Origin of the sequence: Capnocytophaga genosp. AHN8471, from assembly GCF_016806945.1 — a bacterium.
Classification (GTDB): domain Bacteria; phylum Bacteroidota; class Bacteroidia; order Flavobacteriales; family Flavobacteriaceae; genus Capnocytophaga; species Capnocytophaga periodontitidis.
Genome location: NZ_JAESPJ010000021.1, coordinates 36,951 through 62,937, shown reverse-complemented (window position 1 = coordinate 62,937; position 25,987 = coordinate 36,951). Strand labels below are relative to the sequence as shown.

Below are 25,987 nucleotides of genomic sequence, written 5' to 3'. Positions count from 1 at the left end.
GTTATTTAAGATTAAAAAGAGATTCCACGGCGGGAACTCTCTCACACGTAAAACCTTCCGCAAAATCTGTACCAATTAGCCTACCCAAATCGCGTGCTCTGTAAGTAACGCTATCTAAAAAGTTCTTGTCAGAAATTGGAGTAGTGGGCTCATTGCTATTACTGTCGTAAAACTGAGAGCTGTACGCCAACACAGCATTCACTTTGGCTTCCATAAAACCTGTGATATCTACCACAAAATCAGGGACTATATTCTTCCACTGAATGTAGTGATACACTACTTTAGGACGCCAAGCCGCTTGTGCTACACCGTCGAGAGTAGTTTCGATGCGTCGCAAACCGCTGAGAAAACAAGCATCGCTCACGAGTTTGCTACCTTTGCCGTGGTCGATATGACGGTCGTCTACAGCATTGCAAAGCACTATCTCGGGCTGATATTGACGTATTTTTTTAATAATCTCCATTTGGTGAGCTTCGTTATTTATGAAAAAACCATCACGGAACTTCAAATTCTCGCGTATGGTTATCCCTAATAGCTCTTTGGCTTTGGTTGCCTCTTGGTGGCGTATTTCAGCACTGCCACGTGTGCCCAATTCCCCTTGTGTTAGGTCGATAATGCCTACACTTCTGCCTAAGCTAATCTCTTTGGCAATGGTGCCTGCTGCCCCTAATTCTACATCATCGGGATGTGCCCCAAAAGCTAATATATCTAATTTCATCTTGTTATTTATTAATTGTCTCTTTTATTTCTGTTGCAATTTTGTCTAACATCTCATACCTATAGCGGTAGAGCGACCTCTTGCTCGATTTGATTTCTTCCATTGGTTTGCGGTGCATTTCAATAGGAAGCTTGAACCACCCATCTTTATCGGGAGTGCCATCGGCTTCTTTCCACAATGTGTCATAACTAAAACTGAGTTTGTGCAACCATTCTATATGAATAAAGTGTTTTTTGTTATGTGCCTGTATCTTACTGCCTACCCCATACAAAGCAGAGCAACCTAATTGCCTGCTAAGTTCCTGAATGATAAATATCATCAGGGCTTTAGGACGAAGAGCATACATTTGTTTTTGTAGTTCTTTGATAGCATTTTCATTTTCAGTAGCTTTATTGCCCTGTACGCAACCTATACGGCATACCCATTCTTCATTTTCTTTATCAATCACAAACGAGGCTTCACAGATGGCCTCTTGATAACTATCACAATGCAACGAGACCACTAATTCTCCCTCTTTGCGGAAACGTTCATTGTATCCGAGGTATATTTGTCCCTTTTCGCCGTTGTATTTCATTGTGAACTCAGCCAATTTGATAGGCTTTTCTTCTTGGATAACACGCGTCAAAAAAGGCTGTTGCTTGATAAAAGCATAACAACTCAGCAAGGCTTTAGTTCGTTCTTTCTTGCCCCATTTGGTAGACATATACACCCTAAAAGGCTTAAAATAAATACGAGGACGGTGTGAAAGCACCCATTTATACTCTTCTGATTGTATCAAACTGAACCATTTTTTAGCAAATGGGATGTTTAACAAAGTGTGGAAGAGTATCTTGTTCTTTTGTTTTTTGATGTATTTAGGATTTTCGTTGGCAAAACTATGTTCTGTTAAAGCCAAAGCATCGTGTAGTAGTTCTCTTGTCGTCATTAATTCTCGATTGTTAATTGTTTATAGAGGCTCGTTTTCCAGCCTTTTTTATCAATGTATTGCAATAACTGCTCGAAGCGTGCTATCATCTGCTCACCACTGTTACGCATTACATAAGCAGGAAAATTAAATTCTTTTTGGTGTAAATTTGTAAATTCCCAAGGGTGGAAGTACAAAGTAGCATAGCCAGTAGAGGCTACACATCTATTTAGTAAAAACTTATAAATCCACAAAGGAAAATTGTGAAATGATAACCAAAATAGAGGAATCCTAAACCAACTTACCGCTGTAGGGATTTGCCATAAGCCATTTTCGTTGAAAAATCGCTTTGGTACGTGTAATTTGTTGTATCTCCCTGGTAAAAATGTAGGATTTACTGATGAATTGTATTGATAACCGGCTTTTTTTACCTCCTCAGTACTTACTTCGAGCATTCTCGGCATACGCAATCCCTCAATAGTTAACCCAAATTGCTTTTCTAAAGCCTCTTTAGAGCTTTTGAGGTGTGCATTCTCAAACTCGGAATGATAATAAGTGTGTGAGGCTAATTCGTGCCCTTCGCTGAGAAGTTGCTCTATAAGGTCGGGGACTTGCTGAGCAAAGACTACTGTTGAAAAGAAAGTAGCCTTGGCGTTGTGTTTTTTGAGTAGGTTTAATATAACGGTAAGCCCCTCGCGTGAAATGGCTATTTGTCGCTCGAAAGCAATGTCGTAGCCGTATTCTTTGGGCATATCAAATTCTTCTATGTCGAAACTTAGGTAAATCATTTTTATAGTTATTAGTTTCCTCTGTAAGTAGAATAACCATACGGAGATAATGTAATCGGAATATGATAATGCTGATTATCTTTTATCTCAAAAACTACTTCTATAAAAGGATAAAATGTTTTTTGTTTCAATCTTTCAAAATAAGGAGTGATATAAAAAGTGAGTTTATAAACCCCATTATTATTTTTATTAGATTCTTCTTTCAAAAAATCTTTAATTCTCCCATTGTTGTCTGTGTATTTCTCATCTATCAATACCCAGTTTTGATTTTTATCTTGCTTAGATAGAGCTATCTTTACATTTGGAGCAGGTTTACCTTGTGAAATATCTAAAATATGACTTGATAATTGATATTTCTCTTGTGCTTGGATGAATGCGCTAAAAAGTATTAGCAATATTAGAATCGGATTTCTCATTTTTATGTGTTTTTATTTACAATTTTTGTTCTTGAATAATATAACAAGGTCGGTCTTTAGTTTGTTTAAAGATTTTTCCTATGTAAATACCTATGATACCTAAAATGATGAGTTGTAACCCACCAAAGAAAACAATCGTCATAATCAGTGAAGCCCAGCCCGATATTTCAGTGCCACTTGCAAAGGCGTATATCACATAAGGAATGTATAATAGTGATAGGGCAGAGAATGCAAAGCCTAAAAATACAGCGAAATATAAGGGTTTGATACTGAAAGCCGTAACACCTGTAATCGCTAATTGTAGCATCTTCTTAACTGTGTATTTACTTTCACCTGCAAAACGAGAAGCTGCAGTGTAAGGGATGTAAGTTTGGCGGAATCCTACCCAAGGCACGATGCCTCGCAAGAAAGGTTCGTTCTCTTTCATAGAGCGAATGACCCTTACCACCGATTGGTCTAAAAGTCTAAAATCAGCTGAACCTTCTTTGATTTCTATATCCGAAAGCAGATTGAGAAGTTTGTAAAACTGTTGAGAGCTTTTTTGTTTCTTTTTAGGGGTATCCGCCGGATAGGTGCGCAAAGTTGCCACTACTTGATAGCCTTCTTCCCATTTGGCAATGAGCTCGGGCAAAAGGGCAGGAGGGTGTTGCAAATCGCAATCCATAGAGATAACAGCATCAGCAAACGAGTGGTCTAATCCTGCTTTTACTGCTAATTGGTGACCAAAGTTACGCGAAAACGATAGATATTTCACGCGCATATCACTTTCAACTAAAGATTTGAGCACCTCAAGAGAATTATCGCTGCTGCCGTCGTTTACAAAAAGCAAAGTATAGCTATAATCAGGGAGTTTTTCAGCAAAAACACGCTGTATAGCCTCATATAACGGACGTATATTTTCACTTTCGTTATAACACGGTACTATTATTTCTATTGTTTTCATCTTTTTTATCTCTTACCTGAATAAATAACATTTCATACACTATTGCAAGCCAAACCAAGGTTACGGGTACAGCTCTTAACGAATATCGGATAATGTAAGGTTCTTTCAGAGGTTTGAATAAATCAGTAGGGGAGAGTGAGCCTAACATAGCCAATACCAATAAGGTTATTTTGAGTTTAGGATGGAGTTCACTTACCATAAACCATATCCCAACCCCCACATAAGCTACTATATAAGTGCTATTTTCAGTACCTGTACTAAACAAACAGAGGAAAATACTTACTGAAGCTAATAAAAGCAATCTGAAATTGAGATTTTTATACTGCTGAATGCGCAAATAAGGTAATGCAAATAGCCCTAACCCGAGGAGAATGACTATACTGTTGTTGTTATAAATACCTGTGCGTTGCAAAAAGCCTAAAAGTGATAGGTTTTGCAAGTTGTAAGTGGTGGTATTTAGGTTGGATACATTCTTTTCAGCTAAAGAAGCATACCAATCAAAATATTGAGAAACTACATAATCGGGTGAAGAGTAGAACATTGGCAAACAAAATAAAATGATGAGCCAAAATAACCCCGACCAAATAAATCGCCATTTGTCCTTAGCAAAGAAGAAAAATGCTAAGCCTACAATGCCATAGAGTTTCGTGAGCGTGCCTATTACAATGAGCAAGGTTGCCCAATGACTCTGCTTGCGTTCTATAAACACAAAAGCACCTACTAATAGTGCTATCACGCTGATATTGAACTGCTGCATAGCTGCCGCGGTATACATATCGTGAGCAGCAATGAGCAGTACCGCTATAATAGCCTTTTTAGAGAGAGGCAATTGCCTAATTGCCCAATATAAGAAAGCTGCATTTGCCATTATCCACAAAGTACAACCTATCCACTTGGGTAATAAGGCAAAAGGAGCGATAACTGCACTGAAAAAGATACCGTAATGATTTGTATCGAAATACTCATCGGGGTAGGGAAGATAGAGGGGCAATTGCTTGAGAGTATGCCAAAATACCCCGTCAAAAATTAGGTAGTTGTTGAACTTGCCAGCTATCCAAACGTTCTGTACCACAGTTGCCAGCGCAAGGGCAAACCATAGTATTGTGATAAAGCGGTAATTTGCAAATAGTTTTTTCAGCATTGTTATTGTTATTTTTCAATCCATTGTATTACTTCATCGCTAGAAGGTAAGGTTTTAGGGTCGATTACCTTTTCTAATTTACCGTCTCGTCCGATGAGGTATTTTTGAAAATTCCATTTTACTTTAGAATCTTCTACACCGTTTTTCGCTTTCTGGGTAAGAAACTGATATAGAGGGTGCATATTCTTTCCTTTTACCGATATTTTGCTCATCATCGGGAATGTTACTCCATAGTTGATACTGCAAAATGAAGCAATTTGTTCGTTACTACCAGGCTCTTGTCCTAAGAAATTATTAGCGGGGAATCCTATAATGATAAAATCTTTGTCCTTATACTGCTGATAAAGTGCTTCGAGTTCTTTGTATTGGGGGGTGAGACCGCATTTTGAGGCGGTGTTTACAATCATTACTTTCTTGCCTTTGAGGTCGGCAAGGGCAAAGGGTTTTCCGTTGATATCTTCTACAGTAAACTGATAAATAGTTTGATTATCAGCGTTATTTTGTGCTTGTAGGTTTTCCATAGTGAGGATGAATAAAGTGATAATAAAAATGAAGTATTTCATAGAAAAATTAAAATTTGTGGCAAAGTTACGCAAAAGGTTTGATTTATTAAAGAAAAACTTTATATTTGCCCAAAAATTAATAACTATGTTTTCAGAAAAAGCTTTTAAAATATTTGAAGAAAGTATCGCGCAATACCATATTGCCGACGATGTATATCAGTCTTTTACAAACCCTTATCCATCAACCGACTTGCTCAATCACTTGCTCTATCGCAAGAATTGGATTGACACCGTGCAATGGCATTACGAGGATATTATTCGCGACCCACATATCGACCCAGTGGTAGCCCTTGACCTCAAACGCAAAATTGATGCTTCTAACCAGGATCGTACCGATATGGTAGAGTATATAGATAGCTATTTTTTAGACTTGTATAAGGAGGTGAGACCACTTCCTGAGGCTACTATCAACACCGAGAGCCCTGCGTGGGCAGTGGATAGGCTTTCGATTTTAGCACTGAAAATTTATCATATGCAGGAAGAAGTAAACCGCCCCGATGCCACTCCTGAACATCGCGCTAAATGCCAAGAAAAACTGAATGTTCTCCTCGAACAGAAAAAAGACCTCTCTACTGCTCTCGACCAGCTTTTAAACGATATCGCCACTGGCAGAAAGTATATGAAAGTCTATAAACAAATGAAAATGTACAATGATGATGAGTTGAACCCAGTACTGAGAGGAAGTAAATAAGAGATAATAAAAACTGCCCCAAACAATTTGAGGCAGTTTTTTATTTGTTAATTTTCAAATTTGCTAATTAACGAATACTTGCTTTGAGGTATTCTCTATTAAGGCGTGCGATATTTTCAAGTGAAATACCTTTAGGGCATTCTACTTCGCAGGCACCAGTGTTGGTACAGTTACCAAAACCTTCGTGTTCCATTTGGTTTACCATATTGAGTACGCGCTCGGTAGCCTCTACACGACCTTGAGGAAGGAGGGCAAATTGCGATACTTTAGCAGCTACAAACAGCATAGCCGAAGAGTTTTTACAAGTAGCCACACAAGCTCCACAACCTATACAAGCCGCAGCGTCCATAGAGCGGTCGGCATCGCGTTTAGGGATAGGAATAGCGTTGGCATCTTGCGTATTACCAGAAGTGTTCACAGAGATATATCCCCCTGCTTGTTGAATGCGTTCAAAAGCAGTTCTATCTACCATCAAGTCTTTGATAACAGGGAAAGCAGTAGCGCGCCAAGGTTCAATAGTGATGGTATCACCATCTTTGAACATACGCATATGCAACTGACAAGTAGTTACCCCACGGTCGGGTCCGTGAGCTTCCCCATTGATAAAGAGCGAGCACATACCACAGATACCTTCACGGCAATCGTGGTCGAATGCTACAGGTTCTTCTCCTTTTTCAATGAGTTGTTCGTTGAGTACATCCAACATTTCCAAAAAAGACATATGGTCTGAAATGTTGGTTACTTTATAATCTACCATACGACCTTTCTCTTGCGAGTTTTTTTGTCGCCACACTTTGAGTGTTAGGTTCATCGTTGCCATATCTTTCTATTTATAACTACGTTGTTTAAGTTCAATATCTTTAAATACAAGAGGTTCTTTATGCATTACCTCTTCACTAGGGTTGTAGGTATTCACTACTTCTTTAGGATTACCGGTGTACTGCCAAGCCGCTACATAAGCGTAATTCACGTCATCGCGGAGGGCTTCCCCATCAGGAGTTTGATACTCTTCGCGGAAGTGTCCACCACAAGACTCGTTACGCTCTAAAGCGTCTTTAGCAAATAACTCACCAAGTTCAAGGAAGTCGGCTACACGACCCGCTTTTTCAAGCTCTACGTTCATACCAGTGAGTTCACCAGGTACTTTTACGTTTTTCCAGAAATCTTCGCGTATTTCGCGTATTTCTTTGATAGCTTCTTTCAAGCCTTCAGCATTACGCGCCATACCTACTTTATCCCACATCACTTTACCAAGTTTTTTGTGGAAGTAATCTACAGAGTGGGTACCTTTATTGTTGATGAAGTAAGCCAAACGCTCTTTTACGATGCGTTCTGCTTCGTCAAACTCAGGAGTATCAGTAGGGATTTTACCGGTACGGATATCAGCGGCTAAGTAATCGCCAATAGTGTAAGGTAATACAAAGTAACCATCGGCTAAACCTTGCATCAAGGCAGAAGCTCCTAAACGGTTTGCCCCGTGGTCGGAGAAGTTTGCCTCACCAATAGCATAACAACCAGGTATAGTGGTCATCAAGTTGTAATCTACCCAAATACCACCCATAGTGTAGTGAGTAGCAGGATAAATCATCATTGGTGTTTTATAAGGGTTTTCGGCTACAATCTTTTCGTACATTTGGAAAAGGTTGCCGTATTTAGCTTCTACGATTTTTTCACCGCGTTTTGTAACTTCTTCTTTAGTAGGTTCTACACCGTGGATTTTACATTGTTCTTTACCGTAACGTTCGATAGCAGAAGAGAAATCCAAATAAACAGCTTCACCTGTTTCGTTTACACCATAGCCTGCATCGCAACGCTCTTTAGCAGCACGTGAAGCTACGTCACGAGGCACGAGGTTACCGAAAGCAGGGTAACGGCGCTCCAAGTAGTAATCGCGGTCTTCTTCAGGAATTTCAGTAGGTTTTTTGCGTTTTTCGCGTATCGCTACTGCATCTTCCATTTTCTTAGGCACCCAAATACGTCCGTCGTTACGCAAAGATTCAGACATCAAAGTTAATTTAGACTGATAGTCGCCTGAACGAGGGATACAAGTAGGGTGGATTTGAGTGAAACAAGGGTTAGCAAAGTAAGCACCTTTTTTGTGGATTTTCCAAGCTGCGGTAGCGTTAGAGCCCATCGCATTGGTTGAAAGGAAGTATACGTTACCATAACCACCAGAGGCGATAACTACAGCGTGAGCAGAGTGGCGTTCAATTTCACCAGTAACAAGGTTACGAGCGATGATACCACGAGCTTTGCCGTCTACTATTACCACATCGAGCATTTCGTGGCGGTTGTACATATCTATTTTACCACGAGCGATTTGGCGGTTCATTGCGGCATAGCAACCGAGCAAAAGCTGTTGTCCCGTTTGCCCTTTGGCATAGAAAGTACGAGAAACCAATACCCCCCCGAAAGAACGGTTATCTAAGAGTCCGCCGTAATCACGAGCAAAAGGCACGCCTTGAGCCACACACTGATCGATGATATTGCCAGATACTTCAGCAAGGCGATATACGTTAGCCTCACGAGCGCGGTAGTCACCCCCTTTTACAGTATCGTAGAACAAGCGATAGTTAGAGTCGCCATCGCCCATATAGTTTTTAGCGGCATTGATACCTCCTTGAGCAGCAATAGAGTGCGCACGGCGAGGAGAATCTTGGTAAGCGAAAGCTTTCACGTTGTAGCCTAATTCAGCAAGGGTAGCTGCAGCCGAACCACCAGCCAAGCCAGTACCTACCACAATCACGTCAATATTACGTTTGTTAGCAGGGTTTACGAGGTTGATATGGTCTTTATATTTCGTCCATTTGTCCGCTATAGGACCTTCAGGAATTTTAGAATCTAATATACTCATAAGATTAAGCTTTTATTAAAAATTTAATGTAATGGAAGAGGGCTATAAAAATAAAGCCTCCGCAGATAATGTAAGAATACCAATTACCTACACTGCTGATGAGCTTTTTGCGAGCATCGTCTTTCCAGCCCATAGATTGGAAAGCAGATTGGAATCCGTGCAACAAGTGCAAGCAAAGGAAAACAAAGCATAATACATAGAATCCCACACGTAGAGGGTCGTGGAATTTCTCTACCAATTCATCGTAGTAGCGGGTAGGGTCTGGAGCTAATTGCTCAATGTACTTGTAATTCATTTCACCTACCCAAAAATCATAGAGGTGAAGCCCTAAGAAAAGAAGAATTACAATTCCCGAAATGATCATATTACGAGACATCCAAGTGGAGTTAGCTCCCCCATTATAGCTGTAATATGCCTCACTACCACGAGCTTTTTTGTTTTGGATTTCCAAGACAAATCCCATAATGAAGTGGAACAACACCCCAGCGAGCAATACAGGTTGCATAGCAAACTGAATTAGCGGGTTAGTACCCATAAAGTGGGATAACTCGTTGAAAGTACTCTCACTAATCACTGAAGTAAGGTTTACCGCCAAGTGAATGATTAGAAAGAGAATGAGAAAGAGTGCCGAGAGAGCCATCGCCACCTTTCTTGCAACAGATGTTTTAAATAATCCTGCCATTCGTTTTATAGTTTTTTTATATATTTACGTTAAATAATTTCGCTACAAAAGTAAGGTTTTTTAATTATGTATACAACAAAAAATATACAAAAAACATTAATTTATATTCGGTTTAAAAAAGAAGAAGAAAGTTATTTGCTGAAAGTAAGGTATTAACAAATTTTAGAAGTTAAAAATTAGAAGCTAATTGCTGAATTGCTGAATTGTCAAATTGACTAATTGTTTGATCTCTTTTTCGGTATTAAAACTGTGTAAACACACCCTTAAACGCTCTTGTCCTGCAGGTACCGTAGGGGCTAAAATAGGCAATACCCCTATGCCTTGGGTTTGCAAACGCTCGGCAAGGGCTTTCACGCGATCGTTGCCACTTACTACCATTGCTTGGATAGCTGAATCGGAAGGAATAAATCCTTCAATGCCGTATTGGTTTATCAACGATTTGAAATATTCTATATTGTGGTGAAGTACGTTCATTGCCTCCGTTTGTTGCAATTGTTCGTAACCTGCGCGAATAGTCGCTACACTATGCGGACTCATAGCTGTTGTATAAATAAATGAGCGTGAGAAGTTTACCAAATATTGTATCACCTCATCATTAGCAACCACTGCTGCTCCGTGAGCCCCTAAGCCTTTGCCAAAGGTGACAATGCGCGCGAAGATTGCTGTTTCTAATCCTAAGGCTTGTACTAACCCACAGCCGTGTTTGCCAAAAACACCTATAGCGTGTGCCTCATCCACTGCTATATAAGCGCCATATTGTTGTGCTAAAGCTACCAAACGCACTAAATCTGGGCTGTCGCCATCCATTGAAAAAACGCTTTCAGTAGCGATGAGCACTGTTTTATCACCCGTAGCAAACTTTTTAAGCAGTTTTTCCAAATCGTCTAAATCGTTGTGTTTGAACTTGTACGAATGTGCTAAACTGAGTGAAATACCATCGCGTATAGAAGCGTGACTATAACTATCATATAAAATTACATCGCCACGACCTACGATGCAAGAGAAAAAACCTACATTGGCATCATAGCCCGAATTGTACAAAAGAGCCCCTTCAGCGTTATGAAAATCAGCGATATAACGTTCAGTTTCTGTGAATAAATGAGAGTTCCCCGATAGCAATCGAGAGCCTGTTGCACCGTGAGGTGTTGTGGCGCTTATTAGTTGGCTAACACGTTCAGTGATAGTGGGATTTGTGCTAAAACCTATATAATCATTAGAGTAGAAATCAATAGCAAATGATCGTTCACTAAGTTTGCGCAAGGCATTGTTCTTTTGGCGTTCAGTTAATTTTTCTCGGATGTGTTTCATATTGCAAAAGTAGAAAATAATGACGAATTACGAATTACGAATGACGAAAATTTGTTACCTTTGCCACATACTAAACTTCTTTAAGTTAGCTTATTATGCTGAAATTATAGGACAAACGGTAGATAAGGAATATCAATATTTTGTAAGAATAGGTTTAGAAAACGGTGGATTTGATTACGAAAAAGAGTTTAAAAAACGCAACTATTACAATATCCCCGATTTTAAACAAGTGTGGGAAGATACGCGTTATGGCGGTACTTGGTAACTTGGAATGCCTGAATGAAAAAACAAAGTTTTCTAATTCTCTAATTTGCTAATTAACAAATTATTTATAACTTTGCCCATTGTAAAATTTTAACTTATCACTTTTAACCTTTAACTTTTATGAAAAAATTGTATTCGATGCTCCTCGGCATCTTTCTATCAGCAGGTTTTACCGCTTGCAATCAACCTCAAACCAACTCTAAACCTGAAACTTCTAATGCACCTATAAAGTTAGAAACACCTCAGCGCGCTCAAGGTCAAACTGATGTGTTGAACCTCACGACCAATAAGTTAGATACAGTACGTGTGGGGATTATCGGTCTGGGAATGCGCGGTTATAGTGCCGTGGAACGCTATATGCACATTGAGGGGGCTAAAATCACCGCCCTTTGTGATATCCGTCCTGAGATGGTGGAAAAAGCCCAGCAAGTAATTGAAAAAGCAGGTCACCCACGTGTGCCTCAATACACGGGCAGTGAAGATGCTTGGAAAGCCCTTTGTGAACGCCCTGATGTTGATCTTGTTTATATAGTAACCGACTGGAAGCACCACACCCCAATGGCACTCTACGCAATGCAACACGGCAAACACGTGGCTATAGAAGTGCCTGCAGCGCTTGATATGGATGAGATTTGGGCGCTTATTGATACGAGTGAAAAAACACGCCGCCACTGTATGATGCTCGAAAATTGTGTGTACGATTACTTTGAGATTACAACCCTTAATATGGTACAACAAGGACTCTTAGGGGAGGTGATTCACGGCGAAGGCTCTTATATCCACAATCTCGATGAGTTTTGGACAGAATATTGGAATAATTGGCGTCTCGATTATAACCATAAACACCGTGGTGATGTATACCCTACACACGGTATAGGTCCTGTTTGTCAGGCATTAAATATTCACCGCGGCGACAAGATGAACTACTTGGTTTCGGTAGATACTAAACCTTTTAGAGGTAAGGAAGTATACCAAAAAGTAACAGGTAAAGACGCTGCTGATTTCCAAAATGGCGACCTTACCATTACAATGATTAAAACTGAACAAGGTAAAACTATTCAAATTCAGCACGATGTAGTAACACCACGCCCGTATTCACGTATGTACCAACTCACCGGAACCCAAGGTTTTGCTAATAAATACCCTATGGAAGGCTATTTGTTACAGCCCGAAAGTGTGGCAAAAGCCGAAGTTCCTAATCACGAAAATCTATCGGCTCACAACTTTATGCCTGAAGATGCTAAAAAAGTATTGATGGAAAAATACAAACCACGTATTTTGAAAGATTTGGAAGAACAAGCTAAAAAAGTAGGTGGTCACGGCGGTATGGATTTCATTATGGATTACCGTCTTATCTACTGTTTGCGCAATGGTTTGCCTTTAGATATGGACGTATACGATTTAGCCGAATGGTGCTGCTTAGCACCTCTTTCCAAACTGTCACTCGAAAATGGCAGTGCTCCAGTAGAAATCCCTGATTTTACTCGTGGTGCTTGGAATAAACAAAAAGGTTATAAACACGCGTTCGTTAATTAGTATCCCCACCCCTTTCCCTCCCCCAAGGGGAGGGGGTAGGATAATATATTTTTTTAACTATTTATATTGCATTCTCCCCTCCTTGGGAGGAGGTGGGGGAGGATTATAGAGCTTATGTCAAATGTATTACGCCTTCCTGCGGAACAACTCTACGCTAAGGAATTAGAGGCTTTAAAAGAAGAGGATAAAAAACAAGAAAAGCCCATAGGCTGGCAATTGTCGCCTAAAGCTGTGCTGAAATTTGTAACTGGTGGTACTGCCTGCGGGGTGGAAATTACTCCTAAGTACATCGGTCATAATCGCTTGGTGGAAATCGCTATAGCTACACTCCTTACCGACCGCTCTTTGTTGCTCATAGGTGAGCCAGGAACTGCCAAATCGTGGCTTTCCGAAAACCTTACAGCTGCCATTTGCGGCGATTCGGGCAAAGTGATTCAAGGTACTGCGGGTACCAGTGAGGAGCATATACGCTATTCGTGGAACTACGCAATGCTTTTGGCTAACGGTCCATCGCACGAAGCCTTACTTAAATCACCTATTTATCGCGCAATGGAAACAGGAACTGTCGCTCGTTTTGAGGAGATTTCGCGTTGTGCTTCTGAAGTACAAGATGCATTGATTTCTATCCTATCGGAAAAGAATATAGCCATTCCTGAACTCAGTGAAGAATTGCCAGCTCAGCGTGGTTTCTCTATTATTGCCACAGCTAATACCCGCGACCGTGGTGTAAACGAAATGTCATCAGCACTTAAAAGACGTTTCAATATCATTGTGCTACCTGCTCCTGCTACTTTAGAAACTGAAGTATCTATCGTAACCAAACGCGTAGCCGAAATTTCTAACAACTACAAGCTGAAAGCCGCCTTGCCAAGCAATGAAGCCATAGAGAAGATTGTAACAATTTTCCGCGAATTGCGCAAAGGAGCTACTTTAGACGAAAAACAAAAGCTCAAATCGCCTAGTGGAGTTATTTCTACCGCCGAAGCTATTTCGCTTATCACCAATAGTATGGCATTGGCAGGTAGTTTTGGCAACGGCACTGTAACCGATGAAGATTTAGCATCAGGATTGCAAGGAGCTGTGGTAAAAGATGAAGACAAAGATAAAATGGTGTGGAAGGAATACCTTGAAAATGTAATGAAGAAACGCGGAGCATCGTGGCGTGAACTCTACAACCAATGTTCGGCAATGAACAATTGATAATTATTACATTGGTATATTGGCAAAATTGCACATTTCCACATAGTAATAAATAAGCGAATTGTATTCAGGATGTGCTTGCATCCACTGATGTAAGATAGGTATAAAGGTGGCGATAATTTCTTTATCGCCACTTTTTAATATATGTTTGCTATAAGTTCGGTAAATTTGTTCTGCTAAAGGCGTTATAAGCGTACCTTGGTATGATTTAGGCGCAAAATCTTCAGCGCGCAGAAAAGGCATTACATCAGTAATTACTTCTAAATATTCATCGCGGTCTTTATAAGCTTTGTGCAACTGCTCTGCTAAGGCAGAAAACGCTTCAGAAGGCATCGTGAAATACATACCTTTCAAACTTTCGTACAGCACATCAATGAGTGCTATTCTTCCCGTTTTACGCAACTGAGCGAAGAGTTTTACATATTGCCAAAGCAGTTGGTCGGTGATGAGTACTTCTTCAGTGTTGAAATGCAGGTCTTTGAGAGATTGTACATATTGCAGGAAAACATCTAAGTCGTTTTCGGCTACTGCCCTCTTACAAAAATCGTAATATACCCAGCCCAACGAATATTTGTTGATACTGCTGTCGTTTTCCTTAAATTCCTCGAGAGCGATACGCAATGCTTCATCCAATTCACCTGCCTTTCGCAAAGCTGTTACTTCACTTACCATCATTTCTTTACAACTCTAAAAAGGGTGATTTTCTCATTGCCCGAAGCAACCATAGTTTGCTCATCTACAAAAAGGAGTGCGTGATAGGATTTATCCGAAAGTTGTTGCCAACTTTTGCCTTGGTCGTTAGAGAAGAAAAGACCATTAGGCGAAGTTGCTACCAAAGCATTTCCCTCACTATTAGGGATGTATTGCACACAGCTCGCATAACCAATAGCCTTATCGGTCGCGATAGGCTGCCAAGTTTTACCCCCATCGAAAGTGAGTGCGCCAGAGCCTTTGCGCTCTGTAGGTTGTTCATAATCACCACCGAGAACGATGCCCTGCTGGTCGTTGTAGAAAGCTATGGTGAAAGCCCCTTGAGTAGCTTGCCCTTGAACGAGAGGTAGCGTAGCGAGGTCTTGCCATTTATAGCCCTTGTTGTCCGAGAACAACACCCTGCTCTTACTGCCACCTGTTACTACCCATAGTTTGTTGCCATAGTGCGCCAAAGCCGAGTTGCTAGCGGCAAATACACTTTCACCCTCTTCGAGTTGGGGTGATTGTGACCACGTGAGTTTCGTCCATTGTTGTCCGCCATTGAGCGTTGTTACTACCGATAGGCGATTGTCGATAGGGTCGCCAATAGCAATACCAAATTGGTCGTCCGTAAAGCGCAATACATCGTAGAAAACATCGGGGTGTTCCTCGCAATATACTTCTTCCATACCACTTTGTTCAGCTTTGTAGAGCAAGGCAGGGTTGCCGATAGAGAGCATAAAAAAGTTCTGACTTGTCGCTGCCACCGCACGAAAATCGGAAATCACCCCGCGATTCTTCAAGTTAGAAGTCGCAATAGTTTGGTTTTGAGTGTTGATAAAACCAAAGGTAGCATCGGAGCCTGCAAAAGCCACGTTTTTCTCTAAGAGCACTATTGCTCGCACGCTTATCTTCTCTAACGGAAAGGACTTTACTTCTACCAATTTGATAGTAGTGTCGTTATAAGGATTAGAGTGCTTACACGCCACAAGGCAAAGCAATATAAAAATAATAGCAATATGTTTCATACATCAGTGATAAACAAAGGCAAAGATAATGTTTTTGGTTGGAATAACAAAGAAAGAATATATTTTTTTATCACTGACACGATTTGTCAGAGTAGTGCCTTATCTTTGCCCCGTGAAACCAAAAAACTAATAAAAAATGGTATACTTAGAAACTTTTTATTTCCCTTCAGTAGAAAAAGAGGAAGAAGAACTACAGAGGTTTTTCTATAGTGAAGAAGACAGGCGCCCTATAGAGCCAGCACTTAATTACATTGCTCAAAATGTTTATCCGTTTAGCCTTTTAGCCTATCATCTTAGTTGTTTAGATTTTGAGCCTATTACTATCCTTTATGGAGGCAATGGTTCGGGTAAATCTACTATTTTAAATGTAATTTCAAACAAATTGCATATTTCGAGAGAAGCACCTTACAATTCGTCATACTTGATGGAAAAGTACGTAAAAATGTGTTCTTTTAAGAGCAATTTTTACTATACAAATAAAGATTTAGATCTTGTAAATAAGACTAATTACAAGTACGATATTTTAGAAATTAGCAAGATGATTACTAGCGATGATGTGTTTAAAAAAATGATAGACAAACGCCTTAGAGATGACCAAAAACGCTTTAAGAGCGATATGATTATTGAAGAGAAGAGAGCAGCAGCAGGAACAGTGCCTAAGTCTATCAATTTGGAGGATGAGACAAGTATAGAACGTTTTAATGATTTTCTCAGTATGCGAAAAAGTAGCTATACCGAATACATCAAAAAAACGATAGGGGATATAGGACCTTCATTTTCTAATGGCGAAACAGGACTGATGTACCTTATGGAGCAGATTTCCAATCCAGGTCTATACTTATTAGACGAACCTGAGAACAGTATGTCGTGCGAAACGCAACTCAAATTAGTAGAGTTCATTGAGCTTTCAGCACGAGCTTTTAATACGCAGTTTATTATTGCAACACATTCACCCTTTTTGCTTTCTATTCCTAATGCAAAAATATACAATCTTGATACCCGCCCTGTAAGTTTATCTAAATGGTGGGAACTTGAGAATATGAAACGTTACTTTGAAATTTTTAATAAATACCAAACCGAATTTCAAAAAGCATTGTAAATCATTTTTATTACTAATTAATCTAACTGCTTGTGCGGCTCGCACCCTATTAATATTATGGCAAATTATAAAAATCTCCGTTTCCAATTCCTATTGGAACTTTTAAAAAACAGAGGCGAAAGTGGAGCTTCTTTCGCCGATATCAAAGATTATATCGAACGCCGCTTTGAAGATAAAGATATTCCTTTTGACTACAAGGAACGCACCTTTGAGCGCGATAAAAAAGATCTCCTAAGAGAGAGAAATATACGGCTCAATTACGAACGTTCTAATAATATTTATTCTATTAATTGGGAAGATGTAGATGAGTATCAAACACAAATGATGGAGCACGATTGGCTGATGGAAGCCTTGCGGCAAAATTCCTACAATCGTCAGTTTATACACTTTGAAAAACGCCCTACACGCGGACTCAATTGGCTCTACGGACTTATCTATGCCATCGACAATCACCAACTATTGGAATTTACTTATCACAAGTTTCGCGAAGATACCTATTTGTCTCATATTGTACAGCCCTACGCTCTCAAAGAGTTTGATTACCATTGGTATTTGTTAGCGCGCGATATGGTTAATAATACCGAAGAAACTACTATAAGTGTCTTTGCGCTCGACCGCATTAGCGATTTGGATATTCTCAAAAAAACATTCACCCCTGCACCTTTTAATGTAGAGGAACACTTTTGCAATGCTTACGGAGTGATAGCCTTACCTGCCCCACCTGAAGATATTATTCTCCGTTTTGACCGTCATCAAGGTAATTATGCCAAGGTACACCCTTTGCACCCCTCTCAAGAAATCCTTACTGACAACGCTGAAGAGTTGGTGATACGCCTACATCTTACCCCCTCCTACGATTTCGACCAAAAGTTACTTTCGTTAGGTAACCGTGTGCAAGTGGTTGAACCTCATTGGTATCGTGAGCATATTATAATGCGACTCAAGCAAGCACTTGATAATTACAAATGACGAAATACAAAATACGAATGACAAATTGGCAAAATGCTTTAAATGTTAAAATTAAGATTTTATTAGGAATTATTAAAGAATATTTTTTTACATTTGTCGCCTGAGAAAGAAGAAATTTTTTACACTGTTGCTTTTTGGCAGAGTAAGAGTATAATTTTGCAGCGTGAATATCAAAAACATATTATTAACTTTTAATCATTAAATCTTATGGCATTATATCGAGTAACTGTAACCCGTACCGTAGTCAGCAATGGCATATGCTTAGAACCCGGAATGTCTGTAGACATACCTACCCAAACCACCACCAACCCCGTATCAGTAAATGGCGGTCGTGAAGTAATAGCCGCTTTCCAGCGCATCTATGGTATAGATGTAAGCAAGAGTTATGGTATTTTCAGAACGGCACTGAGAGTTGAGAAAGTGGGGTAATAGCATTGAATACTAATTAATAAGAAATATATGATGAATATTGATTTAACAAATATTGGAATAATAAAACGAAATACTTTTAGAGATTGCACTTCTCTAAAGTCTATCTCAGTAAACGATAATAGTTCTACTAAAGTGAATTGTAAAGCTACTATTGATAAGAATTCTATCAAACAGCAATGTGATAAAGGACTTTTAAAAAACATTGTTTTGTCAAATAGTTTAACAGCTATAGGAAACAATGCTTTTTCAGGATGTAAATCATTAGAATCAGTAGAATTACCTTCTAATGTAATAATAATTGGAGAAAATACATTTGAGAAATGTGAAAAATTAGAAAAAGTTAATTTCTCAAGAACTTCTTCAAAATTAGTAGGGAGGAAAATTGAAGCAGGAGCTTTCTCTTTTTGCTCTTCTTTAAAAACTATTGCATTACCTAACAATTTAGAATTAATAGAAGAACAAGCCTTTTTAGATTGTACTGCTTTAAAACAAATTGAAATACCTGAAAATGTCAAAGAAATTAAGGATAGAGCTTTCTTGGGTTGTAACTCATTAAAGACTGTTACTATTACGGCTAAAGAGCCTCCTTCTTTAGGCGAAAAAGTCTTTCCTATTGAAGGGGTAACTTTTAAAGTACCTAAAGGAAGCATTGAAAAATATAGAAATGAAAATTGTTGGTTTCAGTATAAGGAAATGATACAAGAAGCTTAATACTATTGTTTAACATTAAATTTAATTTTTATGATTGCAATTGCTATATTGCCTTTAATTTGGTGGCTTTTGCCTTCTCTTATATGGGGAGGATTAGCAGGAGGATTAGCGGGGTTTGTTAGTGCTGCTATTATTGAGTCTCTTAAAGATAATAGGCGTTTTACTATCCTTGGAGAAAGAGCCTCTGGGAAGACTACTTTACATCACTTTTTAACAACTGGAGAAGTTTATATGGGAGAGTATAAACAGACTTCTCGAGAAAAAACAGCTAAAAATACTCTAAAGCTAAAAGATTATGAGCTAATTGTTAATGAGAGTGTAGATATTGGAGGAGCAGAGTTTATGCGTGACCAGTGGGAGAAATTGATTAATGAATCTAATGTGATTTGTTACCTAATTAGGGGGGATAAGGTTTTCGAAGGAGATACAAAATATATAGATTTGATTAAAGAGCATATTTCTCAAATTTTCGATACCAAAAAACCAGAACATAATTCTAATGCTGAAAAAGCAGAACATAATTCTAATGCTGAAAAAGCAGTACAAAAACTGTATTTATTGATTACTTTTTTGGATATGATTCCTCAGTATTCGGAAGACGCTGATATGGTTAAGAAGCAAATAGATGAAACTTTAAAAACATCAGCTTTCAAAAAAGGGACTAAAGCTATTTATGGTAGCTTGAAAACTCAAGAAGAAACAGAACGATTAGTTTATGAGCTAATAAATGATATTTTAGAAAGTTCAAAAAAATAAGTTATGAATATAAAAGCGTGGATACAGAGTTCTAACGAAAATGAAGATGATTTTGTGTTAGAAAATGGTAAGCTTCTCCCTATTGAAGATAAAATAAAAGGGAGAGAGTTTGTAAATTTAATGTTTGATATTAAAGAAAATGGAAAGGTTAAACATCAGGAACCTTTTTTGGAAATTGTACAGTCAAAAAAAGATAAGAATCTTTTTTTGATAGATATGAGTGCAGAGAATAAAGATATTCATCAGAGACGAGTAGCCGTTATGCTTTTAGTTGAAGGCTATGAAGAGACTGAGAGCAGTGAGTTTAAGAGATTGATAGAGGAAACTTTTAAAAGCACTACACCACAAACACAAGTTTCAGAAGAAACCATTGAGAAAATGATACAAACTATTGAAGGAGCAAAAAAGAACTTAGAAAAAAGTTTCTTTTCTAACCCTATTGTAATAGGAGCTATCATTGTAGGAATCATATTACTAATTTTAGCATTAAGCAAGCTATGAAAGCATTAGAAGAATACGCACCCAATGAAAGGAAAGTAGTCTATTTTATTGATGATATAGACTATAATAACTTAGGTTATAAAGAAGAAGGAAAAGAGTTACTCACGAACCCTGAAGTACTTCTTGTGCCTTTAAAAAGAACAGAGGAGTTTTTGGATAATTATACTATTATTGAGGATATTCAGCCTTACAATGGTATGACGCTAACCATCTCTCCTTACGACCGTACTAAATATTCTGAAGTCATAAAAGCTAACGAAAATTTTGCAGTAGAAAAGTTAGCAAATATACTTAGAATATGTCATTTGATAGGCGCTAAGAGTGTAAAGACAGAAAAGGTTTTTGCAGCAAAACACTCTACTGAGGAAAGTGCACATTTAGGAGGAAATATAAAAGCAGTTTCAGGGAGTATAGATGCTAAATCAACTTATCTTAATGAAATGGTTAGTAAGCTGAAATACGATGCTACCTACTCAGGAGGACAATGTGATTACGAGGCTGCAAGACGGTATTTGCGAAAATCACGATTATCGGGTGATAGGTTTTTAGAGGAATTGGTAGAGATGGCTAATGCTTCTAACAATAAATTACAAAGAATATCCCAAGAGATTTCTTTAAGTAGTAATATGGAAAGTACTAATGAGTTATTGTCGAAAATTAGCTTTCCAGTAGCAGGAGGTAAATTTCAACTTGATGAAAAAAAAGTTTCAGAAGAAAAATATTACTTAACTATAGAAATTGAATTTTAAAATTGTTAAACCATTAAAAAGTATTTAAATATGGAATTAATTGTACTTAAAGGGAAAGCTCATTCAGGCAAAACAGCTACAATCAACTATGTTTACAATGAATTAATAAAAAGAAATTGGAAAGAAGTAGTACCCTATACAGAAATCAGTCATGGAGACTTTTGGGCAGTTCTTAAAAAGAATGAAATAATACTCGGAATAGTTTCTCAAGGAGATTATGTTGGAGAAAAAGAAAATTCAGTTGAAAAACATTTGGAAAATATGAAAAAATATAACTGTTCAAAAGTTATATGTACAATAAGGAAAAATTTAATGAAAAAGGTGAATTTTAATTTAGGAGCAGGGAATAATAAAAATACTATTATTCTTGGAAAACCAATTCAAATGAATCATATACGAGAAATTAATCAAAAAGTAGAAGAAATCTTAGCTTTAGTATGATTTATAACTTACACCCCGAACTTACTCCCTTTATTGGGAAACTTTACCCTAAAGCACCCTTAAAAGTACTTTTCTTAGAGGAAAGTCACTATTTACCTGCTACTTATAATCATAAGGTAGGGCAGGAGTGGTATGAGCGTAGTACGGCAAGTTATGGCTTTAGTACCGAGGCATTGGCGTGGCTCAATACAGCGGCTATCATCAGGCACGATGTGATAGAAAGTAGCTATAAAAACCCTGCTCATAACATCTACCGCAATATAGGCAAGGTGTATAGCGAGGTGTTTGCCAAAGGAGATTATCCGCAGGCGTTGGAATACATAGCTTTTGGTAATTACTTTTTGCGTCCGGCTGAGGTGTGTGGCGAGAGTATCATCATAAACAGCTGGGACGAGGAAGTGCGTAGCTTTCAGCAGTTGGTAGCTTTAGAAAAACAGCTACAGCCTGCACTTATCGTTTTCGTGAGCAAAAAAGCTTATGAGTCGTTTGTGCGAGTTGCCCAAGCAGAAGGAGCAACTGCCTTACTTGCCAAAGCCAAGAGTGTACCTCACCCCAATAGTGCGTGGTGGAATCGTTCTATTACACAATATGAGGGACGTACGGGGAAAGAAGAGCTAGGAAGAGTGCTTAGAAATCCTTTATCTTGCTGAGGTCAAGGAACATTTGGCGTATATTTAGATCTTTATCGTTTTCTGTTAGGAATTGGAAACCAAATCTTTCATAAAAAGGAATAGCTTTCTTGTAAGCATCAATAGTAATCAATCGGCAGGCGTGTTTCTGGTTTATATGAATACAATCTGCAATAATTGCATTGACAATCAATGCACCAAGTCCTTTTCCTTTAAAAGTCTTGTCAATCGCTAAACGTCCTATTTTAATAGCAGGAAAACCTTTTAAATGGCGTTTGGGATGTGGTACTAATTCGCGTAAGAAGTTTTTATATTGTGTTTTAGAAGCAAAATTTGTTTCTTCCACTCGAAAACTATCACTTAAAAGACTATAATAACCTAAAGTTCTCTCATCATTTTCTATAATGAATGTAGTCGCAAGCATTTCTTTAGTGTATGGTATAGCTTCATTAAACAGAAAGTCGTTCAAATCATCGTCTTCACAATCAAAAGGTTTAATGGTATGGTTTTCTGTGAGTAACAAAATACCGCCATTATCAGGGTTATTTGTTGTCATCATCTTTTCTTTTAAAAAGTTCTCTAAAGCGTGTGGCTTCTTCTTCTATTTTTTTACGGTTTAGAACAATACCTTTTTCTTTAAGATAATTGTCGTAATTAGCTATTTTCTCCCAAAAAGCTTCGGCTTCTTTTCCAAGTAAGGTGGGAGTAGGTTGGATACTTGTTGCCATCTTTTATAGAATTATTAGTTAGAATTTTTGGCAAAAATACGAAATAATTGTCAATCAACAAAATCACTTTTCACTTACCACTTCTCCTAAATCCAAATAAACTAAGTATTTTCCTTTTACTTGCCAACCTATGGCTGTTAGGTTTTGTTGGTAATGCTGTAGTTGGTTGCGGTATTGGTCGTTGGGGTGTCCGGTTTTGTAATCTATGATATAGACTTCGCGAGTGGTGGGGTTGTAGGCAAGCCGGTCGGGACGGAAATAGTTGCCATTAGCGTCTATAAACTCGCGTTCCATAAAGTATTCGTAGTCCTTACTAAAGAAGGGTGCTAAAGTGCTGTCGCTGAGTAATCGCGCCATTTGGGGGTGCAATAACTCGTATTGTTCGGCAGTGAGTGTGCCCTCTTGTAGTGCATCGTTTAGCACAGTATCGAGGTCGGTGGCATAAGTGATTTTCGAGAATAACTCGTGAATGAGGTTACCGCGCTCCAAGGCTTCTTGTTGGTGAGTGTCCCATAATAGGGAAGCTCCCGTCGCAATCTTGTAGTTTGGCTGCTGCCAACCTTTTTGAAAAGGAATAGGTGATTCTTCAGCTGCTGCTTTCTCTTTCTTCTCGGGAAATACAGGGTTTCCAAAGGTATATTCCACTACATTCTCATTCCACTGTTTGTTTTCTTCTAAAAACTCTTTAAAGAGCGTACCATACGTTCCAGCACTGCCTTTGGGGAGCGAGGTGATTACATAAAGAAACGATTCGGGGCGCGTCATCGCTACATATAGCACATTTAGTTGGTCGAGGAGGTTTTGTTCGTGCAATTGTGTCATCAGTTCTTCGGCTTGCGGGTCGTAGTTCACTAAACTTTTATTGCTGTTTACCAGCAGATAGTCAAAGCCGTTAAACTGCTCGTGGTCTACGGGAAACCAAAGTTTTTCAGTGTGAGTGTCAATGAGTTTGCTATCGGCGAAAGCATAGATAATCACGGGGGCAGAAAGCCCTTTGCTCTTGTGAACTGTCATCACGGTAATGGCGTTTAATCCTTCGGGTGAACTGATACTGAGTTTTTCTTGCTGGTCGTCCCAAAACTCCAGAAAATCGGCTAAGCCTCCTTTGCGCGCATTCTTAAAATCGAATACAATATCCATAAAATGGGTGAGATAAGCATCGGAAGGACGGGCGAGATCAAAGCAATTTACCGCCAAAGCAACTCCTTCATACAGAGAATATTGGTTGAATAACTCTATAGAAAACTGAAAATCGGCAAGGAAAGTATTTACAGGCTCCTCTACATATTTGCTGAGGAATAAGTGAGGGTCTTTAGTTGATTTAAAACGCAGATAATCAAAGAGTAATTGCAGTTTGAGTTCTTCACTTTCGGGGTGATAAAGCAGGCGTAATAGGGTGACGAGAAATTGTACCGATGCCACGTTTTTCAGCAATAGCGAATCGGGGGAAATCACATTTCTTTGGTGTTCTGAAAGGAAAGAGGCAACAGCAGCTCCTTCGCGGTTAGTGCGCACCAATATCGTAATATCCTTATCGGCAGCCCCTGCACGGTTAGCGTGTTCTATTTTCTCTAAAATGGCTTCACAATAGCTGTGTTCGCGCGGTGAGAGTATAACGGCATTACTGTTGTTATCCTCTTCCGTAAACATATCCTCTTCTTCTGTAGTGATAAAAGAGAGATTGAAATAACCTTTGGGTAAGGATTGTTCTTTTTTGTTTTTGGGATATTCTTGTGCAGCGTTTTTATAAAGGTTTTTGTAAGTCTCACTTTGGAAAAGGTCTGCTGCAAAGTTGAAAAAGAGGTTGTTGAAATCGATAATAGCTTCTAAACTTCGGAAGTTTTTGTCGAGGTCTTTTACTTCTCCTTTGATGAGAAAAGGGTTTACTTCATTGTTATACAGACTCATAAACTGTTCAGCCTTGCCTCCTCGCCAACGGTAAATGGATTGTTTGGCATCACCCACAAGCAATACCGACCCGCGTTGTTTGTTTACCTCACTTTGTACAGCATTGAGGATAAGCGGTATAAAGTTCTGCCATTGCAGCACTGAAGTATCTTGAAACTCATCGATGAAATAGTGACGGAATTTCTCGCCAATACGCTCGTAGATAAAAGGTACGGGCTGGTTGCTGAGTTCCGAAGAAATCACCCCGTTGAACTCCCATATAGGCAAGATGTTTTCTTCTTCTTTAATGTTTTCTATTTCTTTTTGTATGCGGTTGAGCAAAGCCAAAGGCACAACATATCTCAGCGCGTTGTTAGCAAAAGCAAGGGTGCCAAAAGCCTCTTTGATAGCCAAAAACAGGTTGGCTATCACCTCTTGCAAACTGTCTATCAGGGCAGTGTCGTACTTCTTAGCTGCCGAATTAGCATAAAGCGGTTCGCCTTGTAATAGATTGTTTTGCCAACCAACGCCCCACGAAGGTTCCTTAGGGTTGTTGGCGGTGAGTTTATCGAAGAAATCGTATAAATAACCTCTGTTAAAAGCACCTCTGTCTAAACTGTGGTCGCGCATCAGTTGCATAAAGTCATCAGCGGAAGTTTTAATCGTTTTTAGGGCATTGTTGCGCTGGTTGAGTAGGGTGTTTTTGAGGGCTTTAAAATCAGATATTTCCTTGCCTTTCAGCAATTGTAAAGGCTCATAATAGTTTTCGTTAGTGAGCATTTCGGCTACGTCAAGCAGTTCTTTAGTAGTATCCCAATTCTTGTCGTCGTCTATTTTTTCGTTAGCAAAATCGATGAGTAGCTGGGTGAGTTCAGTATCATTCCCTGCTTTACTCATCAAATTATCTACCGCGCGCTCTAGTAAAGCCTTGCTATCCAATTGCACTTCAAAGAAAGGATTGAGGTGCAAATCGTGTGAAAAGCGGCGTATCAGTTGGTGGTTGAAGCCATCGATAGTGCTGATATTAAAGGCTGCGTAGTTGTGCAGTATATGCTCCAAAGTTTTAGCTGAACGCATTCTCAGTTCCTCATCGGGGAGCTTCAAATCCTTTGCTAACTCGCTAAACATAGGGTGAGGATTGGTGAGCATTTTGTCCTCACTGAATACGCCTAAAAGCTCAATGATGCGGTTCTTCATTTCAAAGACCGCCTTATTGGTGAAAGTAATGGCGAGCAATTGCCTAAACAAATCGGGGTATTTGCTGCCGAGGATAATTTGCAAGTAAGCCTTTACGAGGCTATAGGTTTTTCCAGAGCCTGCCGAGGCGTTGTATATAGTATAATTTGCTGGTTCAGTCAT

29 protein-coding genes are annotated in these 25,987 nt (G+C 39.0%); 13 read left to right on the top strand and 16 right to left on the bottom strand.

The window, feature by feature from the left end; genetic code table 11:
* Window position 1: 1 nt before the first annotated feature.
* Genes bshB1 through JMN12_RS09755 form a run of 7 tightly spaced genes read right to left on the bottom strand, consistent with a single transcriptional unit; the run spans window position 2 to window position 5,473 of the window.
* On the bottom strand, window positions 2-718 hold the full coding sequence (bshB1, locus tag JMN12_RS09785; RefSeq protein WP_088593871.1) for a bacillithiol biosynthesis deacetylase BshB1: 717 nt from the start codon (window positions 716-718) through the stop codon (window positions 2-4).
* Window positions 719-722: 4 nt separating this feature from the next.
* Window positions 723-1,643, bottom strand: a complete 921-nt coding sequence (locus tag JMN12_RS09780) for a VirK/YbjX family protein (protein WP_048745989.1) — start codon at window positions 1,641-1,643, stop codon at window positions 723-725.
* Window positions 1,643-2,410, bottom strand: coding sequence for a polysaccharide deacetylase family protein (locus JMN12_RS09775; protein WP_009750972.1), 768 nt, complete (start codon window positions 2,408-2,410; stop codon window positions 1,643-1,645). Before JMN12_RS09775 ends, JMN12_RS09780 begins: the two co-directional genes overlap by 1 nt.
* A gap of 11 nt (window positions 2,411-2,421) precedes the next feature.
* Window positions 2,422-2,826 (bottom strand): hydroxyisourate hydrolase, encoded by a 405-nt coding sequence (uraH, locus tag JMN12_RS09770; protein ID WP_088593874.1) that lies wholly within the window; start codon window positions 2,824-2,826, stop codon window positions 2,422-2,424.
* A 16-nt stretch (window positions 2,827-2,842) separates the two neighbouring features.
* Window positions 2,843-3,769 (bottom strand): glycosyltransferase family 2 protein, encoded by a 927-nt coding sequence (locus tag JMN12_RS09765; protein ID WP_009418817.1) that lies wholly within the window; start codon window positions 3,767-3,769, stop codon window positions 2,843-2,845.
* Entirely contained in the window at window positions 3,735-4,910 is a 1,176-nt protein-coding gene (locus JMN12_RS09760) for a glycosyltransferase family 87 protein (RefSeq protein ID WP_088593875.1), read from the bottom strand. The genes JMN12_RS09765 and JMN12_RS09760 overlap by 35 nt, the downstream gene beginning before the upstream one ends.
* A gap of 8 nt (window positions 4,911-4,918) precedes the next feature.
* A complete protein-coding gene (locus tag JMN12_RS09755) occupies window positions 4,919-5,473 on the bottom strand; it encodes a glutathione peroxidase (protein WP_203138883.1) in 555 nt (184 codons plus the stop codon).
* 85 nt (window positions 5,474-5,558) lie between these two features.
* Here JMN12_RS09755 and JMN12_RS09750 point away from each other — a divergent pair, with 85 nt between their 5' ends.
* A complete protein-coding gene (locus JMN12_RS09750; protein WP_203138881.1) occupies window positions 5,559-6,164 on the top strand; it encodes a DUF4254 domain-containing protein in 606 nt (201 codons plus the stop codon).
* 67 nt (window positions 6,165-6,231) lie between these two features.
* On the opposite strand, the gene JMN12_RS09745 is transcribed toward JMN12_RS09750, so the two are convergent.
* From JMN12_RS09745 to JMN12_RS09730, 4 genes are all read right to left on the bottom strand, one after another.
* Window positions 6,232-6,984, bottom strand: coding sequence for a succinate dehydrogenase/fumarate reductase iron-sulfur subunit (locus JMN12_RS09745; protein WP_002673219.1), 753 nt, complete (start codon window positions 6,982-6,984; stop codon window positions 6,232-6,234).
* Window positions 6,985-6,990: 6 nt separating this feature from the next.
* Window positions 6,991-9,018, bottom strand: a complete 2,028-nt coding sequence (locus JMN12_RS09740) for a fumarate reductase/succinate dehydrogenase flavoprotein subunit (protein WP_203138880.1) — start codon at window positions 9,016-9,018, stop codon at window positions 6,991-6,993.
* A gap of 4 nt (window positions 9,019-9,022) precedes the next feature.
* A complete protein-coding gene (locus tag JMN12_RS09735) occupies window positions 9,023-9,700 on the bottom strand; it encodes a succinate dehydrogenase cytochrome b subunit (RefSeq protein WP_088593879.1) in 678 nt (225 codons plus the stop codon).
* 183 nt (window positions 9,701-9,883) lie between these two features.
* Window positions 9,884-11,008 carry an aminotransferase class I/II-fold pyridoxal phosphate-dependent enzyme gene (locus JMN12_RS09730; protein WP_203138879.1) on the bottom strand — a complete coding sequence of 375 codons (1,125 nt, stop codon included), beginning with the start codon at window positions 11,006-11,008 and terminating at the stop codon, window positions 9,884-9,886.
* Between the two features lie 19 nt (window positions 11,009-11,027).
* On the opposite strand from JMN12_RS09730, the gene JMN12_RS09725 reads away from it, so the two are divergent.
* The 3 genes from JMN12_RS09725 to JMN12_RS09715 all read left to right on the top strand — a co-directional run bounded on the left by JMN12_RS09725 (window position 11,028) and on the right by JMN12_RS09715 (window position 14,008).
* A complete protein-coding gene (locus tag JMN12_RS09725; RefSeq protein ID WP_203138878.1) occupies window positions 11,028-11,273 on the top strand; it encodes a hypothetical protein in 246 nt (81 codons plus the stop codon).
* Window positions 11,274-11,392: 119 nt separating this feature from the next.
* A complete protein-coding gene (locus JMN12_RS09720; RefSeq protein WP_203138877.1) occupies window positions 11,393-12,808 on the top strand; it encodes a Gfo/Idh/MocA family protein in 1,416 nt (471 codons plus the stop codon).
* 114 nt (window positions 12,809-12,922) lie between these two features.
* A complete protein-coding gene (locus JMN12_RS09715) occupies window positions 12,923-14,008 on the top strand; it encodes an ATP-binding protein (RefSeq protein ID WP_002677472.1) in 1,086 nt (361 codons plus the stop codon).
* 6 nt (window positions 14,009-14,014) lie between these two features.
* On the opposite strand, the gene JMN12_RS09710 is transcribed toward JMN12_RS09715, so the two are convergent.
* Both JMN12_RS09710 and JMN12_RS09705 read right to left on the bottom strand, forming a co-directional pair.
* Window positions 14,015-14,683 carry a hypothetical protein gene (locus JMN12_RS09710; protein ID WP_203138876.1) on the bottom strand — a complete coding sequence of 223 codons (669 nt, stop codon included), beginning with the start codon at window positions 14,681-14,683 and terminating at the stop codon, window positions 14,015-14,017.
* On the bottom strand, window positions 14,680-15,726 hold the full coding sequence (locus JMN12_RS09705) for a WD40/YVTN/BNR-like repeat-containing protein (protein WP_203138875.1): 1,047 nt from the start codon (window positions 15,724-15,726) through the stop codon (window positions 14,680-14,682). The genes JMN12_RS09710 and JMN12_RS09705 overlap by 4 nt, the downstream gene beginning before the upstream one ends.
* A gap of 136 nt (window positions 15,727-15,862) precedes the next feature.
* Here JMN12_RS09705 and JMN12_RS09700 point away from each other — a divergent pair, with 136 nt between their 5' ends.
* The 9 genes from JMN12_RS09700 to JMN12_RS09660 all read left to right on the top strand — a co-directional run bounded on the left by JMN12_RS09700 (window position 15,863) and on the right by JMN12_RS09660 (window position 22,034).
* The gene (locus JMN12_RS09700) at window positions 15,863-16,825 is read left to right on the top strand and encodes an AAA family ATPase (RefSeq protein ID WP_198467353.1); all 963 of its coding nucleotides are present in this window, start codon (window positions 15,863-15,865) and stop codon (window positions 16,823-16,825) included.
* Between the two features lie 57 nt (window positions 16,826-16,882).
* Complete coding sequence (locus JMN12_RS09695; RefSeq protein WP_203138873.1) at window positions 16,883-17,794, top strand: helix-turn-helix transcriptional regulator; 912 nt, start codon at window positions 16,883-16,885, stop codon at window positions 17,792-17,794.
* Between the two features lie 207 nt (window positions 17,795-18,001).
* Complete coding sequence (locus JMN12_RS09690; RefSeq protein ID WP_203138871.1) at window positions 18,002-18,223, top strand: DUF6140 family protein; 222 nt, start codon at window positions 18,002-18,004, stop codon at window positions 18,221-18,223.
* Between the two features lie 30 nt (window positions 18,224-18,253).
* Window positions 18,254-18,937 (top strand): leucine-rich repeat domain-containing protein, encoded by a 684-nt coding sequence (locus tag JMN12_RS09685; protein ID WP_203138869.1) that lies wholly within the window; start codon window positions 18,254-18,256, stop codon window positions 18,935-18,937.
* Window positions 18,938-18,967: 30 nt separating this feature from the next.
* A complete protein-coding gene (locus tag JMN12_RS09680; protein ID WP_203138867.1) occupies window positions 18,968-19,693 on the top strand; it encodes an ADP-ribosylation factor-like protein in 726 nt (241 codons plus the stop codon).
* 3 nt (window positions 19,694-19,696) lie between these two features.
* Window positions 19,697-20,194 carry a hypothetical protein gene (locus JMN12_RS09675; RefSeq protein WP_203138865.1) on the top strand — a complete coding sequence of 166 codons (498 nt, stop codon included), beginning with the start codon at window positions 19,697-19,699 and terminating at the stop codon, window positions 20,192-20,194.
* On the top strand, window positions 20,191-20,943 hold the full coding sequence (locus JMN12_RS09670; protein WP_203138863.1) for a hypothetical protein: 753 nt from the start codon (window positions 20,191-20,193) through the stop codon (window positions 20,941-20,943). Before JMN12_RS09675 ends, JMN12_RS09670 begins: the two co-directional genes overlap by 4 nt.
* Before the next feature lie 30 nt (window positions 20,944-20,973).
* Window positions 20,974-21,384 carry a hypothetical protein gene (locus tag JMN12_RS09665; protein ID WP_203138860.1) on the top strand — a complete coding sequence of 137 codons (411 nt, stop codon included), beginning with the start codon at window positions 20,974-20,976 and terminating at the stop codon, window positions 21,382-21,384.
* On the top strand, window positions 21,381-22,034 hold the full coding sequence (locus tag JMN12_RS09660; protein ID WP_203138859.1) for a hypothetical protein: 654 nt from the start codon (window positions 21,381-21,383) through the stop codon (window positions 22,032-22,034). Before JMN12_RS09665 ends, JMN12_RS09660 begins: the two co-directional genes overlap by 4 nt.
* Here the strand turns inward: JMN12_RS09660 and JMN12_RS09655 are convergent.
* The 3 genes from JMN12_RS09655 to JMN12_RS09645 form a co-directional block, all read right to left on the bottom strand.
* A complete protein-coding gene (locus JMN12_RS09655) occupies window positions 22,012-22,572 on the bottom strand; it encodes a GNAT family N-acetyltransferase (RefSeq protein WP_088593885.1) in 561 nt (186 codons plus the stop codon). The genes JMN12_RS09660 and JMN12_RS09655 overlap by 23 nt on opposite strands.
* Entirely contained in the window at window positions 22,556-22,741 is a 186-nt protein-coding gene (locus JMN12_RS09650) for a hypothetical protein (protein WP_203138858.1), read from the bottom strand. Before JMN12_RS09650 ends, JMN12_RS09655 begins: the two co-directional genes overlap by 17 nt.
* A gap of 63 nt (window positions 22,742-22,804) precedes the next feature.
* Window positions 22,805-25,987: a UvrD-helicase domain-containing protein gene (locus JMN12_RS09645; RefSeq protein ID WP_203138857.1), complete on the bottom strand. Its 3,183-nt coding sequence runs from the start codon at window positions 25,985-25,987 to the stop codon at window positions 22,805-22,807.